The 15855-nt window shown below is 42.1% G+C and carries 18 protein-coding genes; 10 read left to right on the forward strand and 8 right to left on the reverse strand.

Features of this window, described 5'->3' with window-relative positions; all coding sequences use genetic code 11:
* Positions 1 to 156: 156 nt before the first annotated feature.
* Genes B3O12_RS12485 through B3O12_RS12500 form a run of 4 tightly spaced genes read left to right on the forward strand, consistent with a single transcriptional unit; the run spans position 157 to position 3249 of the window.
* Positions 157 to 1728: a Na/Pi symporter gene (locus tag B3O12_RS12485; protein ID WP_286756509.1), complete on the forward strand. Its 1572-nt coding sequence runs from the start codon at positions 157 to 159 to the stop codon at positions 1726 to 1728.
* A gap of 40 nt (positions 1729 to 1768) precedes the next feature.
* Positions 1769 to 2125 carry a phage holin family protein gene (locus B3O12_RS12490; protein ID WP_189629075.1) on the forward strand — a complete coding sequence of 119 codons (357 nt, stop codon included), beginning with the start codon at positions 1769 to 1771 and terminating at the stop codon, positions 2123 to 2125.
* Positions 2115 to 2504, forward strand: a complete 390-nt coding sequence (locus B3O12_RS12495; protein WP_286756510.1) for a hypothetical protein — start codon at positions 2115 to 2117, stop codon at positions 2502 to 2504. The genes B3O12_RS12490 and B3O12_RS12495 overlap by 11 nt, the downstream gene beginning before the upstream one ends.
* A complete protein-coding gene (locus B3O12_RS12500) occupies positions 2482 to 3249 on the forward strand; it encodes a geranylgeranylglyceryl/heptaprenylglyceryl phosphate synthase (RefSeq protein ID WP_348655414.1) in 768 nt (255 codons plus the stop codon). Before B3O12_RS12495 ends, B3O12_RS12500 begins: the two co-directional genes overlap by 23 nt.
* On the opposite strand, the gene B3O12_RS12505 is transcribed toward B3O12_RS12500, so the two are convergent.
* From B3O12_RS12505 to panC, 7 genes are all read right to left on the reverse strand, one after another.
* Positions 3235 to 4158: a helix-turn-helix domain-containing protein gene (locus tag B3O12_RS12505; protein WP_189629078.1), complete on the reverse strand. Its 924-nt coding sequence runs from the start codon at positions 4156 to 4158 to the stop codon at positions 3235 to 3237. The two genes, B3O12_RS12500 and B3O12_RS12505, sit on opposite strands and share 15 nt — an antisense overlap.
* A 134-nt stretch (positions 4159 to 4292) precedes the next feature.
* Complete coding sequence (locus B3O12_RS12510; protein WP_189629079.1) at positions 4293 to 5432, reverse strand: acyl-CoA dehydrogenase; 1140 nt, start codon at positions 5430 to 5432, stop codon at positions 4293 to 4295.
* A 56-nt stretch (positions 5433 to 5488) separates the two neighbouring features.
* Positions 5489 to 6184: a zinc metallopeptidase gene (locus B3O12_RS12515; protein WP_286756512.1), complete on the reverse strand. Its 696-nt coding sequence runs from the start codon at positions 6182 to 6184 to the stop codon at positions 5489 to 5491.
* Between the two features lies 1 nt (position 6185).
* Positions 6186 to 6629 carry a D-glycero-beta-D-manno-heptose 1-phosphate adenylyltransferase gene (gene rfaE2, locus B3O12_RS12520; RefSeq protein WP_189629081.1) on the reverse strand — a complete coding sequence of 148 codons (444 nt, stop codon included), beginning with the start codon at positions 6627 to 6629 and terminating at the stop codon, positions 6186 to 6188.
* A 32-nt stretch (positions 6630 to 6661) separates the two neighbouring features.
* Positions 6662 to 7654 (reverse strand): lysylphosphatidylglycerol synthase transmembrane domain-containing protein, encoded by a 993-nt coding sequence (locus tag B3O12_RS12525; RefSeq protein WP_189629082.1) that lies wholly within the window; start codon positions 7652 to 7654, stop codon positions 6662 to 6664.
* Between the two features lie 5 nt (positions 7655 to 7659).
* Positions 7660 to 8007 carry an aspartate 1-decarboxylase gene (panD, locus tag B3O12_RS12530; RefSeq protein ID WP_189629083.1) on the reverse strand — a complete coding sequence of 116 codons (348 nt, stop codon included), beginning with the start codon at positions 8005 to 8007 and terminating at the stop codon, positions 7660 to 7662.
* Positions 8008 to 8034: 27 nt separating this feature from the next.
* The gene (gene panC, locus B3O12_RS12535) at positions 8035 to 8880 is read right to left on the reverse strand and encodes a pantoate--beta-alanine ligase (protein WP_286756513.1); all 846 of its coding nucleotides are present in this window, start codon (positions 8878 to 8880) and stop codon (positions 8035 to 8037) included.
* Positions 8881 to 9016: 136 nt separating this feature from the next.
* Here panC and B3O12_RS12540 point away from each other — a divergent pair, with 136 nt between their 5' ends.
* From B3O12_RS12540 to glmS, 3 genes are read left to right on the forward strand one after another with little or no spacing between them, the layout of a single operon-like run.
* Complete coding sequence (locus B3O12_RS12540; protein WP_189629085.1) at positions 9017 to 9829, forward strand: glycogen/starch synthase; 813 nt, start codon at positions 9017 to 9019, stop codon at positions 9827 to 9829.
* Positions 9822 to 11114 carry a DUF4270 family protein gene (locus B3O12_RS12545; protein ID WP_286756514.1) on the forward strand — a complete coding sequence of 431 codons (1293 nt, stop codon included), beginning with the start codon at positions 9822 to 9824 and terminating at the stop codon, positions 11112 to 11114. Before B3O12_RS12540 ends, B3O12_RS12545 begins: the two co-directional genes overlap by 8 nt.
* A gap of 35 nt (positions 11115 to 11149) precedes the next feature.
* Positions 11150 to 12985, forward strand: coding sequence for a glutamine--fructose-6-phosphate transaminase (isomerizing) (glmS, locus tag B3O12_RS12550; protein ID WP_286756515.1), 1836 nt, complete (start codon positions 11150 to 11152; stop codon positions 12983 to 12985).
* Here glmS and B3O12_RS12555 read toward each other — a convergent pair whose 3' ends face one another.
* On the reverse strand, positions 12986 to 13639 hold the full coding sequence (locus B3O12_RS12555) for a 3-hydroxyacyl-CoA dehydrogenase family protein (RefSeq protein WP_286756516.1): 654 nt from the start codon (positions 13637 to 13639) through the stop codon (positions 12986 to 12988).
* A gap of 49 nt (positions 13640 to 13688) precedes the next feature.
* Between B3O12_RS12555 and B3O12_RS12560 the strand changes: the two genes are divergently transcribed.
* The 3 genes from B3O12_RS12560 to B3O12_RS12570 are packed head-to-tail and all read left to right on the forward strand — an operon-like array spanning position 13689 to position 15855.
* Positions 13689 to 14072, forward strand: a complete 384-nt coding sequence (locus tag B3O12_RS12560) for a RidA family protein (RefSeq protein ID WP_189629089.1) — start codon at positions 13689 to 13691, stop codon at positions 14070 to 14072.
* Positions 14073 to 14132: 60 nt separating this feature from the next.
* Entirely contained in the window at positions 14133 to 15638 is a 1506-nt protein-coding gene (gene gltX, locus B3O12_RS12565) for a glutamate--tRNA ligase (RefSeq protein ID WP_286756517.1), read from the forward strand.
* Positions 15639 to 15648: 10 nt separating this feature from the next.
* Positions 15649 to 15855: a hypothetical protein gene (locus tag B3O12_RS12570; RefSeq protein ID WP_189629091.1), complete on the forward strand. Its 207-nt coding sequence runs from the start codon at positions 15649 to 15651 to the stop codon at positions 15853 to 15855.

Genomic DNA, 15855 nt, shown 5'->3' on the forward strand with positions numbered 1-15855 from the left:
CATAAGTTCCACAAAATCAATTAGATACACTATTAACAATTTTTTCACTATTCTGCGAATTGTTAACATAGCCTTTACATGACGGGGTCGTTAACCGAGGGCGATTGATCTATTTTTGCAGGATATTTTAGGACAGGTATACGCAGACCAGCCTCAATGAGCCAGGATTTAGAAAAAAATAGCATCAACAAACCCATAGAGTGGGCAAAAACGAGCTTGTTGTTCGTTTTGGCCATTTTATTGTTTTTGCTGGCCATCGATATGGTAGGCGAGTCTGTGACTATGCTAGGTCAGGAAACAGCAAAATCTATTCTTTTAGCAACATCCAACCCGTTTATTGGTCTCTTCATTGGCCTGTTGGCTACTGCACTCATTCAAAGTAGTTCAACAGTTACTTCAATGACAGTGGCCGTAGTGGCTTCGGGCTATTTAACTCTCGGTAATGCCATACCCGTGGTTATGGGAGCCAATGTAGGTACCACCTTAACTAGTACCTTGGTTTCTCTGGGTTTCATTACCAAAAGAAATCAGTTTAGGAAGGCCATTTCGGCAGGAACTATTCACGACTTCTTCAATATCATAACCGTGCTGATAGTATTCCCCCTGGAATACTACTATGGTACACTTAGTTATCTGGCCCAACAGTTAACTGCATTGGTAGATGAGTCTACTATGGGCTTCGATCTGTTTCAGGGTAGCAAGGGCTTAGGTTTGTCCAGAATAAGCCAGTGGTTGGTAGAAGCACTGCCTCAAAATTTTATTACCCTATTGTTGGCGCTGGCCCTTCTTTTCGCATCCATAAAGTTTCTTTCTACCATTATTTACAAAAGGCTTATTGGTAGCTCCAAAGACCGGATGAGGAAGTACGTTTTCGCCAATCCTTATAAGTCTTTTGGTTGGGGGGTGCTCATTACAGGAGGGGTTCAGTCAAGCTCCATTACCACCTCTTTGATGGTGCCTATGGTGGCCTCGGGAAAAGTGATGCTTCACAATGCTTTTCCCTTTATAATGGGAGCAAATATTGGTACAACTATTACCGCACTTTTGGCGGCATTTAATAAATCGGATGCCGCCATTAGCCTGGCTTTCGTTCATATTTTGTTCAACCTTATAGGTGTGTTGGTGTTTTTGCCATTTCCTGCACTTAGGAATATACCCGTTATGTTGGCCAGCCGCTTTGGTGCTCTAACCCTTGATTCCAGGATTATCGGTTTCTCCTATATTCTCTTTACCTTTTTCCTAATGCCTTTTACCCTTATTTACTTAAACAAAGGGCATGTGACAGAGCGTACCTATTTGTTTGAGAACCTTACGGCCCACGGAGAAAGTAGTCTTACCACCATTAAAGTTCGAAGAGAGGTTGCCGAAAATAAGCTGGACTATTATATATATAAAGGTACCCTGCCGGATGATGGTATTTTGCCCGATACCATATTTATGATTAGAGAGCGGCACAATAGGTTTGCCACGGTAGATCAGGTATGTACCTATAAAAATGCTACCCTTCAGTTTAATAAGGATCATAAGATTATAAGCCTCAATGATACCTCCACTTATAGGACTGAGAGCCTGAAGCTTGAACACCTCAATTATATTAAGGTACAATTAGGAGATGGGCTAATCGGACATTATTGGTTCGATTTAGATCAGAAGATTGCTGTGAAATCTGAGGTGGTGAAGTCCAATGGTGAGTTGCTGAAATCGTCAAAGTTAATTTCGATACAATAATTAGCCTGCTTCTTTTTATCTTGCCATAAACAAACTAGGCTTGAAAATCTTTGATTTTAATAGACTGTCCGAAACTCTGGGGGCGTATGTTGAAACGCGCATTGAGTTGCTCAAGCTCGATATGAAGGAAGAGTTGGGCAAAGGTATAGCCAAAACTCTTACCTGGGCTTTTGTTCTGCTCTGTGTGCTGGCAGCCATATTCTTTGGCTCCTTTGGCCTTTCTGTATGGATCAACCAGCTTTTAGAAAGTAGTTACACCGGCTTCTTGTTGGTTGGCGCATTCTATACAATTTTGGCTTTAACGACTTATACATTACGGGCCAAAATTGAACATAGATTTCTAAGTAAATTCAAGGAAGTTGAAGAGATAGACTCACCAGACGAAAATGAGCAATAAACAAGAGTTAACAGCAAGAAGTAAGGAGTTGAAAGATGCTATCGATGAGCAAATTAACACCTTTAAAGATCGTGTTGAAAAATACGGTAAGGTTGGTCTGTTGATAGGCGGAGGCTTGGTGGCCGTTTATTTATTGTCTAAAATTTTCGATTCGGAAGATGAACAGGAAGAGGCAGAAGTGGAGCCTGAAAGCAGAGAGGTGCTACTGGTAGAGAAGGTACCAAAGCCCAAAGCGTTGGTACCTGAATCAAAGTCTAATTTTCTTTCTGACACCATAAAGGAACAAGCCATTATTTTTTTATTGGGCTTGGCTGCAGAACAACTTAGATCGTTTTTGAAAAACATTAATGCGAAAGATGCAGAAGAAGATTTTGAATGATATTACCCAGCGTAAGAGCAAGTCTTCTAAAGCATTGGCCGTGCTCATAGATCCAGATGATGTAGTAGAGGAGTCGGCTTTGATACAATGCCTTAATCGCTGCATTGAAAACGCTGTAGACTATATATTCGTAGGAGGTAGCCTGGTAAACTCCAACGATATTCATGAGGTAGTCGGCTTTATTAAGTCTTATACCCAAATTCCATGTGTGTTATTTCCGGGTAACGCCATTCAAATTGCGCCAGAGGCCGATGCAATTCTTTTTTTGTCTCTTATTTCAGGAAGAAACCCCGAGCTGCTAATAGGTCAGCATGTAGTGGCGGCACCCGTACTTAAACGCAGCAATCTCGAAATTATACCAACAGGCTATATGCTCGTTAATTCTGGCAAAGCCACCAGTGCCTCTTACATGAGTAACTCTCAGCCCCTACCGAATGATAAGCCGGGATTGGCGGCCAGTACAGCTCTGGCTGGTGAAATGCTGGGGATGAAGCTTATGTACCTCGATGCCGGAAGCGGAGCAGATGAGCCAATCGATCAAAAAATAATAAGAGCCGTTCGCAACAACGTGTCAGTTCCCGTGATTGTTGGAGGTGGCCTTAACTCAAGGCAAAAGATTAAAAGAGCTTTTGAAGCCGGGGCCGATTTGGTAGTTATAGGCAATGGAGTACAAAAAAACCTCGATCTGTTGACCGAGGCTTGTGAAGTTGTTCAGATGTTTAACGAGGCCTTAAACGTTAATTAGGCTCTCTCTTCTGCGCATTTTACCTGCAGGTATTCCAAACATCATTTTAAATCTTCTACAGAAATAAGCGGTGTCTTTATAACCAACTTCTTTACCAATATCTCGAATGCTCTTCTTGGTAGTCCGCAATAGATCTACGGCAGCTTCCATACGTTGGTACTCAATGTAATCTTGAGGGTTAATGCCCGTAAGCATTTTAAAGTACTGACCTACATAGTCTTCCGATACATTGGCAACGCGCGCTAAAACTTTATTTGAAAGATCGCCTCCCAGGTTTTCTTTAATGTAGCTGAAAATATCGATGAGCCTAGGATCTTTGAAGTACGTACTATTGGTTACCAATTGCTCAACAAATAAGCGATTGTCTAGTATGTAGCGAATAATTTCTACCACCAAGTATTCCGTATTAACCTTAATGATACGGTTTTTACCGGGTTTCACCGAGTTGTCCTCATTAATGATCAAGCGAATAAGGTCAGCGATAAGGCTTGAGTTCTTGATAGCAAAAGGAGTGATGTTCAATGAAGAAAAGAAATTCACCGAGTCAAAAACTTTTGCCTCAAACATCACCTGGCTAAATCCATCAACATCGTAGTCGTTGATGTCTGACTCGGAAGCATTCTGCAAATACTTCTTTTTGTTAGAAATAAATTCGTCATTGTTGATGGCGGGAGCAGTTGAAGAACCAAACGAAATGTTTAGCGATTTGCCTCCCGGAATAAATAGCATGTCTCCTTCAGACACCTTTTCCTGATCTGGTCCAAAGTAGATATCGCCATTGTTCACAACGATAATTGTGTTTTCTACGTCGTAGAAATTGTTAATGGTAACAGCCTTAGCAATTTTGATGTTTCGACTTTTAATGTAACGAACACCCAGCGATTCAATAATCTTGTTGTAGTCTTCCATGGTCTCTTAGTATGAATTAAAAAGCTATAGATTGAGTCTGCTATAAAAATAGGCTGTTATTGAACAATTTCAAAAAAAAATGACCATTGGAAAGAATCGCTATTCCAATGGTCATATTAATTGAATAATTTCAATTATTTAAGTAACTCTCTTGAGATTACGATTTTCTGAATTTCTGAAGTGCCTTCGTATATCTGTGTGATTTTCGCATCTCTCATCAAACGCTCCACATGATATTCCTTTACATAGCCATAACCACCGTGTACCTGAACAGCTTCTACTGTCACATCCATAGCTACTTTAGAAGCATATAACTTGGCCATGGCACTTGCCTTGGCAAAGTCTTTTTTCTGATCTTTGAGATGGGCTGCTTTTAAGCAAAGCAAACGTGCGGCCTCAATTTCAGTGGCCATGTCGGCCAGCTTAAACTGAATGGCCTGGTGTTGACTAATGGGTTTGCCAAAAGCTTTGCGTTCTTTTGAGTAGGCCAGGGCCAATTCATAAGCACCGGAAGCAATACCAAGGGCTTGTGAGGCAATGCCTATTCTACCTCCATTAAGCGTAGACATGGCAAACTTAAACCCAAAGCCATCTTCTCCAATTCTGTTTTCCTTGGGTACTTTTACATCTGTAAACATAAGCGAGTGCGTGTCAGACCCTCTAATGCCCAGTTTGTCCTCTTTTTTGCCGACCACGAAACCTTCCATTCCTTTTTCAACGATTAAGCAGTTGATTCCTTTGTGGCCCTTTTCTCTATCTGTTTGAGCAATTACAAGGTAGATAGAAGCAGAGTTTCCATTGGTAATCCAGTTTTTGGTACCATTCAGCAGGTAGTAATCTCCTTTATCTTCTGCGGTAGTTCTCTGAGAGGTTGCGTCTGAGCCGGCTTCGGGTTCGGAAAGACAGAAGGCACCAATCTTTTCTCCGGAAGCTAAGGGCTTCAGATACTTTTGTTTTTGTTCTTCTGTACCAAACTTTTCTAAACCCCAACAAACAAGGCTGTTGTTTACAGACATGCAAACGCTGGCAGAGGCATCTATTTTTGAAATTTCTTCCATGGCAAGCACGTAAGAAATGGTGTCCATGCCACCCCCGCCATATTTTGGGTCAACCATCATTCCCATAAAGCCGAGCTCGCCCATTTTCTTTACTTGCTCGGCTGGGAATTGTTGTTTTTCATCTCGTTCGATTACCCCAGGAAGTAACTCATTCTGAGCAAATTCTCTGGCGGCATCTCTTACTGCTAAGTGTTCTTCTGTTAATTCGAAATTCATAGGTAATGCCTTAACTAACGTTTGTTAGGCAAAGTTATATAAATGTCTAATATATGCTAGTCTCTACCCAAGAATAGGCTTACGTAGTAGAGCAACATAGCCAGGGAGCTCAGCGCGGCTACCACGTAGGTTCTGGCTGCTGCATTGAGCGCGTCTTCAGCCATGCCGTGTTCCTGGCCGGTAGTAATATTCCGCTCTTCTACCCAGGCCAAGGCCCTTTTTGTGGCATCATATTCTACAGGTAAGGTAATGAAGGCGAAAAGCGTAAAGATGGTATATGCCCCAATAATGATAGGCAAAGCAGCATCAAACGTAATAAAATTAGGTAGCATGAACGAACCGAATATGAGAGCAAAGAAAAGAAAGTTTATTACCCTACCACTTGCGTTTTGAAGCGGAACAAGAGCAGATCTCATTTCTAATGGTCTGTAAGCGGTTGCATGCTGAATGGCATGACCACACTCGTGAGCTGCTACTGCTGCGGCCATAACGGAGCGGCCACTATACACTTCAGGGCTTAGGTTTACGGTTTTGTCTACCGGGTTGTAATGGTCTGTAAGCTTTCCTTGTACGGAAACTACGCTCACATCGTGAATATTATTATCTCGTAGCATCAGTTCGGCTACTTCTTTACCAGAAAGGCCAATTTGAAGACCAACCTTGGAATACTTGTTAAACTTTCGCTTAAGAGATTGCTGAACCACCAGGCTCACAATCATAATTGCAATAATCAGGATCCAATAAAGTGCCATATTATTTGTCTTTTATTTTTTCAATAATGTTAGTGGTAGAATAGCCGCTGACCAAATCGATGGTTTCAACTTTTCCACCATGCTTTAAAACGATATCTGCGCCTACAATAGTTTCAATAGAGTAGTCGCTTCCTTTCACTAATATATCTGGTATCAGTTGCTCAATCAGTTGTTTTGGTGTGTCTTCTGAGAAAACCGTTACGCCATCGACAAACGACAGGGCTGCCAACATGCGTGAGCGTGCATTTTCCGGGTTAACAGGTCTGTTTTCGCCCTTGAGTTTTCTCACTGAGTTGTCTGCATTCAGGCCTACTACCAACCGATCGCCCAATTGCCTGGCTTTTTCAAGATAGTCGATATGGCCGAGGTGCAGAATATCAAAGCAGCCATTGGTAAAAACTACCTTCAGGCCTTGGTTTTGCCATTCTAAAACCTGAGCCTTCATTGCATCCTGCGATCTAATTTTCTCAGAGGTACTCACTTTACTTGATGTTTTTTACTCCTCACATTTACCAATATAAGGCTTGCTGAACCCACCACTAGAACGGTTAGAAGCTGCGAGGTATGCATGATGGTGGCAAATATTATTCCGTCCTTCTGCTCTATGCCATAAAGTACCAATACGCCTGCCACAAACGAATGAAATGCGCCAATTCCGTTAGGGGCAGGCGATGCCATGCCAAAACTACCCATAACAAGTATGGAAAGACCTGCCAAAATGCCAAGTTCTTTGGTGAGTGGCGACCCAAAAGTAATTACATAGAGCATTAAAAAATAGAGCACCCATATTCCAATGGTGGCCAACCAAAAGTTTAGTGGATTTTTAAGGTGTTTGAGACTTAAGATACCCTCCCAAAGCCCTTTAATAAAAGCTTTAACCTTGATCATCAGAGCTAGTTTTTCGCCCCAGCGGCTGTAAAAAAGTATATACAGAGAAGAAATTCCGCCTAAACACAGGAGAGCAAGTATCCACCAGTTGGCTGTCAGGCTCAGCTTCAGGCTATTCAGCCCTTCATGGAAATAGTTTTCCAGCAAGTTGTATTGAAAAAGAAAAGTAAAGAGGGTTAATATCAGTAACATGAACAGGTCTATTACCCGTTCGGTAACTACCGTGCCCAATGCGGTGGACACCGGCACGCGGTCGGTACGATGAAGAACACCACAGCGGGTAACCTCTCCGAGTCGGGGGAAAACGGAGTTGGCCAGGTAGCCAATCATAACCGCAAAATAACTGTTAATGAGACTTGTAGGGTGTTCTGTGCTATCGAGCATTCCTTTCCAGCGCCAGGCCCTTAAAAAATGACTGACAACAGATAGCAAGATGCTTAGGCCAATCCACCAGAAATTGAATTCCTGAAGGGCTAGTTTAAAGTCGGTAAGGTTTATTTGGCGAAAAAGATACCAAAAGATTACCCCTGTGAGGAGTAGAATGATAACATACCTAACCAGCTCTTTTGAACTTACTTTCAACCGTATTAATTAAGGCTATTGTTTTGGTCTGGAAATATAACTGTTGGCCGGTGATTTTTGGCTTCTTCTTTATCCATTATTCCGTATGAGATAATAATGATTATATCTCCTACCTGTACTTTTCGGGCTGCGGGGCCATTTAAGCATACGGTTCCGCTGTTTCTTTCCCCTTTAATCACATAGGTTTCAAATCGCTCACCGTTATTAACATTTACAATCTGAACCTTTTCATTTTCAATAAGGTCGGCAGCTTCCATTAGGGCTTCGTCCAGCGTTATGCTACCCACATAGTGCAACTCTGCCTGAGTAACTTTTGCCCGATGTATTTTAGATTTAAAAACTTCTATCTGCATTTCTTCTCCCCCAAAGCGAGCGCAAAGCTAAGAAATTAACAGTAAGTTGTCTATTAGTCTAACTCCTCCAATTTCTGCAGCAATGCACAGCGCGGTGCTTTGTTTATTTTCTACCTTTTTTAAAGGTTTAAAATCAGTGGTGCTAACCACCTCAAAATACTCGAGTTGTAAACGCCCGGAACTTGCAATTAGTTCTTTGACCTCTTTTTTGGCTTGTTCAATACTATGTTCCTGGAGTAGTAACTGCTGAGCCTTTTGCAGGGCCTGATACAACAGACAGGCTTCTTGCCGGTCTGAACTTGCAAGACGCTCGTTTCTGGATGACATGGCCAACCCTCCCGGCTCTCTTTTGGTGGGTACCATAAACAGATGAATTGGAAAATTAAACTCGCTGATCAGTTTTTGAATAACGAAGTACTGTTGGAGGTCTTTTTGACCAAAAAATGCCTTTTGAGGCTGAACAATGTTAAAAAGCTTGGAAACCACCAGTCCTACACCATCAAAGTGGCCGGGTCTGAACTTGCCTTCTAACTCATTGGCAATGCTGCCAAGCTTAAGGGTCACCTCTGAGCTTTGCGGATACATCTCGTCAGTAGAAGGTGTAAATACGTAGTCACATCCGGCTTCCTCTAACTTGCGAAGGTCGGCTTCCAGAGTTCTTGGGTAGAGGGCCAGGTCTTCGCGGTTGTTAAATTGAGTGGGGTTCACAAATATGGAGGCAACAGTGATGTCTGTTGCCGACTTTGCTTGCTCTATGAGGCTTATGTGGCCGGCATGTAGGGCTCCCATTGTAGGTACAAATCCAATGCTGAATTTGCCTCTTAGAGGTTCAAGAGATTTTCGCAGACTTTTTACGGTAGAACAAACTTTCATGAGCGATTAACCAATATTAACGCGACTTTCAATCATGATTCAAAGCCTTTTTCGTTGATTTGAAGGAATTTTGACCAAAAATCCGTACTTTTGTGCTTCTTTTTAGCAAAGAGGTTTCATTAAATTTCCATTAAATATGTCAAAATTAAGGATTCTTTACGTAGCGAGTGAGATCAACCCTTTTCTCCAAACTTCGGCTGTTGCAGACTTTGTGCGCAAATTACCACAGGCCATGCAAGAGCGAGGTATGGAAATCAGGATTTTGGTTCCGCGCTTCGGTCTCATAAATGAGAGAAAGAACAGACTCCATGAAGTGGTTAGGTTGTCTGGCATTAACATTGCCGTTGGTGATGAGGAGAAGCCCCTGGTAATAAAGGTTGCTTCAATTCCTAATGCGAAACTTCAGGTTTACTTTATTGACAACGAAGATTATTTCCATAGAAAGTCTGTCTTCTTCGATAAGAACGACAACTTCTACAAGGATAATGACGAGAGAGCGATTTTCTTCTGTAAAGGAGTACTTGAGACAGTAAAAAAACTGGGTTGGACCCCTGACATTGTACATTGCAATGATTGGATGACCAGCCTAATTCCGCTGTACTTAAAAACTACTTACAAGAACGATCCGCTCTTCCAGGATACGAAAACGGTATTTACCATTTACAATAATTCTTTTGCTCATCAGTTTGACGAAGACTTGTTGGATAAGGTGAAGATGATGGATATCTCCGACAGTATGCTCGAAAACCTAAAGTCGGCCGACTTTGCAGGCTTTATTAAAACCGGGGCACAATATGCCGATGCGGTTATTAAAGCAGAAGAAGAGGTGAGCGAAAGTCTTAATCAACTGCTCGAGGAGATCGAAAAACAGAAAACAGTTAACACCATAGAGAAGGACGATAACTTCTTAGATTCGTACTACAACTTATATAATGAACTTGTTGGCTAAGATTAAAAGTTGCGGGGCTCTGCTTTTGGGCCTCGCAATTTTATATTCTTGTGAGGAGAAGGGAGATTTTGGATTAGCAACAGACGATGTTGCCCCGGTAGAATTTAATACTACCAATGTGGCTATCGAAAGTTCGCTGGTTCAGCTGGACTCAGTAATAACGGCATATCAGGGCCGTTTTTTAGTAGGTAGCCTAAACAACACCTTGTTGGGCAACTATACGGCTACAGGATTTTTGGCCATTAATGGCAGAACAGGGAATATTCCCAGTTTTGACGATGATGCCAAGTACGATTCTGTAAGAATTGAGTTCAAGATCAACTACATGCACGATACCTCATCGACCAACAGAGATCTAGATCTTGAGCTTTTCGACATTACAGAAGAGTTTGAAGACACGCTTTACATAGCCTCTAATAGCTTGGAGTATAGTAACCGATTGTTGGCATCGGGTAGTTTTGTTATTGAGGACACTGACTCGGTCTATGCCATGTTGGGTGACGATGCTTGGGGTAATGAACTTTTTAATGGCTTAAAGAACGGAAGCTCAAATTTTGAGAATCAGGAGAACTTTAGCCAGTATTTGCCCGGTATAGCGTTTAGAGCTGCGGCAGACCAAGGCAATGTATTTGGTTTCACGCCAGGGGTAGACTTTAGAATTAGAGTTTATTATAACGAGCCTAATGCTGACAACACAGATGTGGTGAGCAGGTACTTCGAAATGAACGGCTTTAATATGCCCTACTTTTTTAACGTGGCTTACGATAGAAGTGCTACGGAATTTGGTGTGGTAGATCAGACCAATACAGAGTACTCGGGTACAAATAGCCTTGCGGTCCATTCAGGCTCCGGACTGGTTACAAAGCTTAATTTGAATCAATTGGTGTCTTTTAGCGAAACGGTTCAGGGAGCCATAATTAACTCGGCTCACATAGAAATTGGGCCTATAGAAGAACCCTCCAACTTGCAAACACTGCCCAATTCGCTATTGCTCTATTTAACCGATGAGCGTAATACCAGGATTAGAGACGGGTCATCCTACCGCTCTATCCAGCAAGATGGTTCGAGTCAGCTCATTAGTAATTTCCCTGTGTTGCTTCGATACAATAAGGAAACAAAAAAGTACTCTGCCTCTATTACATCGTTTGTTAAAGTCTATTATCAAGACGACTACCGAAGGGATGAATACTTCCTTTACCCTTCAGACATGAACTCTACACTGAGGGGGTTTACTTTTAACAAGGACAACCTGAGCATCAAGATTTTCTATTCTGAGTTGAGGTAAGCCCTCGATTTTTATTACTTTTCAAAAAAAATCTCATGTGCGGAATTGTTGGATATATAGGTCATAGAGAAGCCTATCCTGTTATTATTAAGGGGCTTCAGAGATTAGAATACAGAGGATATGACAGTGCAGGGGTTGCCCTTTTAGATGGCGACCTTAATGTATATAAGAAACAAGGTAAAGTAGCTACTCTACATGATTTTGCTAAGGATAAGCCTCTTGGGGCTAAAGTAGGTATTGGGCATACCCGATGGGCTACTCATGGGGCTCCGAGCGATCATAATGCACACCCACATGTTTCTAACAGTGGAAAGCTGGTGATGATTCATAACGGTATTATTGAAAACTATGCCGCAATCAAAACTGAACTTACCAAAAAAGGCTACACTTTTAAAAGTGAAACCGACTCCGAAGTTTTTATAAACTTTATAGAAGACATCTATCAAAATACACAGGTAGATTTGGCCGAAGCGGTGAGACTCGCTTTGACTAAAGTAATTGGTGCCTACGCTATTGTTATACTTTCTACAGAAAATCCTGACCTGGTGATAGCCGCCAGAAAGGGGAGCCCGTTGGTGGTAGGTTTAGGTAAAAATGAATTCTTTCTTGCTTCTGATGCAACGCCTATAATTGAATACACAAATGAAGTGGTTTATCTGGATGATCAGGAAATAGCCATTATTGAAAACAACAACCTTACTATAAAAAACATTGAGGATGTTGAAATGAAGCCCTATATCCAAAAAATAGATATGGAGCTTGAGGCTATAGAGAAAGGCGGATATGAGCACTTTATGCTAAAAGAAATTTTTGAGCAGCCTAGATCTATTGGTGACTGTTTAAGGGGAAGACTAAATGCCAACGAAGGTCATCTTCACCTGGGAGGTATTCAAGATTATATCAATAAAATCACTAATGCCGATCGCATTCTGATTATTGCTTGTGGTACCTCTTGGCATGCCGGTTTGGTGGCCGAGTATATTTTCGAGGAATTTTGTAGAATACCTGTAGAGGTAGAATATGCCTCAGAGTTTAGGTATAGAAATCCTGTGGTGGGTGAAAAAGATGTGGTTATTGCTATATCTCAGTCTGGTGAAACTGCCGACACTTTGGCGGCAATTGAGCTGGCCAAGAGTAAAGGAGCTACCATTCTGGGAGTTTGTAATGTTGTTGGAAGCTCAATTCCAAGAGCTACACATGCCGGAAGCTATACACATGCGGGTCCGGAAATAGGTGTAGCAAGTACCAAAGCATTTACGGCCCAAATCTCTGTGCTTGCCATGATGGCTTTAATGATTGCGCACAGAAAAGGGGCTATTAAAGAAAGCGTTTACAGAAACTTATTGCTGGAGCTCGATGCTATACCTGATAAGGTAGCTAAATGCCTTGATCTTAACCCACAGATTGAAATAATTTCAGAGAAATTTAAGAACGCCACCAACTTCTTATACTTGGGTAGAGGCTATAATTTCCCGGTGGCTCTGGAAGGGGCGTTGAAGCTCAAAGAAATTTCATACATACACGCAGAGGGGTACCCGGCAGCTGAAATGAAACACGGACCTATTGCGCTTATTGATGAAAATATGCCGGTGGTGTTTATTGCGACCAAAGACGGCTCATACGAAAAGATTGTTTCTAACATTCAGGAAGTAAAAGCCAGAAAGGGGCAGGTTATTGCTGTGGTTACCGAAGGAGATACAGAGATAGGATCAATGGCCGATCACATCATTGAGGTGCCGGCTGCTCATGAAGCGCTTATGCCTCTAATTTCTGTAGTGCCACTACAGCTGCTAAGCTATCACATAGCTGTAATGAGAGGCTGTAATGTAGACCAACCCAGAAATCTGGCCAAGTCGGTAACAGTAGAATAACTAACTTAAGAGATATTCACGTTTGAGGAGAGGGCATATTTTGTACCTCTCTTCTTTTGTGTCTTCATAAATAGCTTCCAGCACCTCATACACATGGCTTATACCCATGCGTTTCACCCATTCAAAGGGGCCATAAGGGTAGTTTGTTCCGAGTTTCATCCCTTGGTCTATATCTTCTCTAGAGGCAGTCCCTTCCTGTACGGTATAAAAAGCTTCGTTTATGATCATACAGACTACCCTTGGGGTAACCATCCCTACCCTATCTTCTACTATCTCATAGTCGGTATGTAAGGCTTCGCATAGTTCCTCTAACTTTGGACGATTATCAAGAAACGAAACCTCTAAAATCGATCGGTTAATAAAGGTTGGAAGCCCATTGAAACCAAAAAGATTGCATTTTACTTCTTCTTGAAAATAGGCCATTTCAGCAAGGCTAATCTTAGGACTATTCACAAATAAATTGAGTCCCTCCATGCCAGCATATACTTCAAAGTTCTCTGGTTCCTGATCCAGTGAAAAATCGAATATTATGTCCGAGGCACTGATTAATTCATGCGATGGTAGTGTTTCGCTCAGGGTTATTTGGTGTTCATTGCCAAACTTTTCATTGAACTCGGCAAATTCAGAGGGTTGGCCTACGACAAGAAGTTTCATAAATAACTAATTTGGCACAAAACTATTGATTCTCTAAAACTAAACGAATATGTCTAAAAAGATCATTATTAGCGATCAGGCTCCTGCACCAATTGGCCCTTATAGTCAGGCTGTAAAAGCAGGTAACATGCTTTTTGTTTCAGGTCAAATTCCTTTCGATCAGGTAACCGGAGAAATGATAAACGAAAACATTACCGAAGAAACCCATCAGGTGATGAAAAATATTGAAGCCATTCTTTCACAAGCAGGCATGACATTTAAAAACGTTGTAAAGTGCAGCATCTTCATTAAAGATATGAACCAGTTTGCGACTATAAACGAAGCTTACGGGCAGTATTTTAAGGCCGATCCTCCGGCACGCGAAACTGTAGAAGTGGCCAGGTTGCCTAAAGATGTTAATGTAGAAATCTCCTGCATTGCCGTAGACCTTTAGGCTTTAAAAGGTTGTTGGCCAAAGACTTTATATATTTGCGGCCTAATTGAAGAATAGATCATGAGTGTAAGAGTACGTTTTGCCCCTAGTCCAACCGGGGCACTACATATTGGTGGAGTAAGGACAGCTTTGTACAATTACCTTTTTGCTAAAAAGCATAAAGGAACTTTTATTCTGAGAATAGAAGATACTGACCAAACCCGCTTTGTACCGGGAGCAGAGGCCTACATCGAAGAATCGCTGAAATGGGCCGGTATTGTGCCCGATGAAGGTGTAAACTATGGTGGTAGTTTTGGCCCCTACCGTCAGTCGGAGCGAAAGGAGACCTATCTAAGTTTTGCTCAGAGACTGGTGCAAGAAGGTAAAGCCTACTATGCCTTTGATACGCCAGAGGAGTTGGATGCTATGCGCGAACGCCTAAAAGAAGCTCGCGTAGCCAACCCTCAGTACAATGCTGTAACTCGCATGCAAATGACCAATTCGCTTACACTCAGCGAAGAAGAAACGCAAGCCAGAATTGATGCAGGTGAGCCATATGTAATACGGGTAAAGCTGCCGAGAAATGAAGATGTTCGTTTCAAAGACATAGTGCGTGGTTGGGTAGTGGTTAACACAGCAACTTTAGATGATAAAGTGTTGCTGAAGTCTGATGGTATGCCAACCTATCACTTGGCTAACATTGTCGATGATCACCTAATGGAAATCTCACATGTTATCCGTGGAGAAGAGTGGCTACCTTCTGCTCCATTGCACATTATGCTCTATCAGTACTTTGGCTGGCAGGCTCCGGAATTTGCCCATTTACCGTTGTTGCTAAAGCCTGATGGGAATGGCAAGTTGAGTAAAAGAGCTGCCGATCAATTAGGTTTCCCTATTTTTCCGCTCAACTGGCAAGACCCCGATACCGGAGAACTTTCTGTGGGCTTTAGAGAAGCGGGCTACCTTCCCGATGCGTTTATCAATTTCCTGGCCCTTTTGGGTTGGAATCCGGGCGGAGAGAAAGAATTGTTCAGCATGAATGATCTGATTGATGCCTTTAGCCTTGAGAAAATTAATAAGGCCGGGGCAAAGTTCGATATCGAAAAGGCCAAGTGGTTCAACCAACAGTACCTTAAGTTTATGGATGAGAATGATCTTACTGCCCGGTTTCTTGAACTGCTAGATCGAGAAGTTGAGCCCGACAGAGCAAAAGCAATTGCGGTATCTCTTAAAGAAAGAGTTACCTTCATTCAAGAAATGCCTGAAGCAGGTCGTTTTTACTTTGAAGCCCCTAACACTTACGATGAAAAGGTGGCCCGTAAAAAGTGGAGTAATGAAGCTGCCGAAAAGTTGACCGAGTATGTGCAAGCACTCAAGGAGCAACAGACATTAGATGCCGGGGTGGCCAAGGAAACGCTTCAGAAAATACTGGAGAAAGACGGAACACCCATTGGTAAAGTAATGCCTGCGTTGCGATTGGCTCTTACCGGACAGGCCGGAGGCCCTGATTTAATGGAAATAGTGGCATTGCTCGGAGCCGATGAGGTGTCAGAGCGTATAAAAAAGGCAGCCGATGTATTGAAATAGAACTAGAGTTATGGCTAAAAAGAAACAACAAGATAAGCCCAAAGTAGCCAAAGAGCTCGAAGGGTTAGAACTAAACATCGATTCGTTTGGCGAAATACAGAAAAGTCTGCCAATTGATAAAATCAATGAGTTTCTGAATAAGAAGGTAGACGATAAAAAATTACGAGACAGGGATGACCTGGACGAAATTAAAGGTAAAAGTGATGAAGAGGAATAG

It is taken from the genome of Roseivirga sp. UBA838, from assembly GCF_002296035.1.
GTDB classification, from domain to species: Bacteria; Bacteroidota; Bacteroidia; order Cytophagales; family Cyclobacteriaceae; genus Roseivirga; species Roseivirga thermotolerans.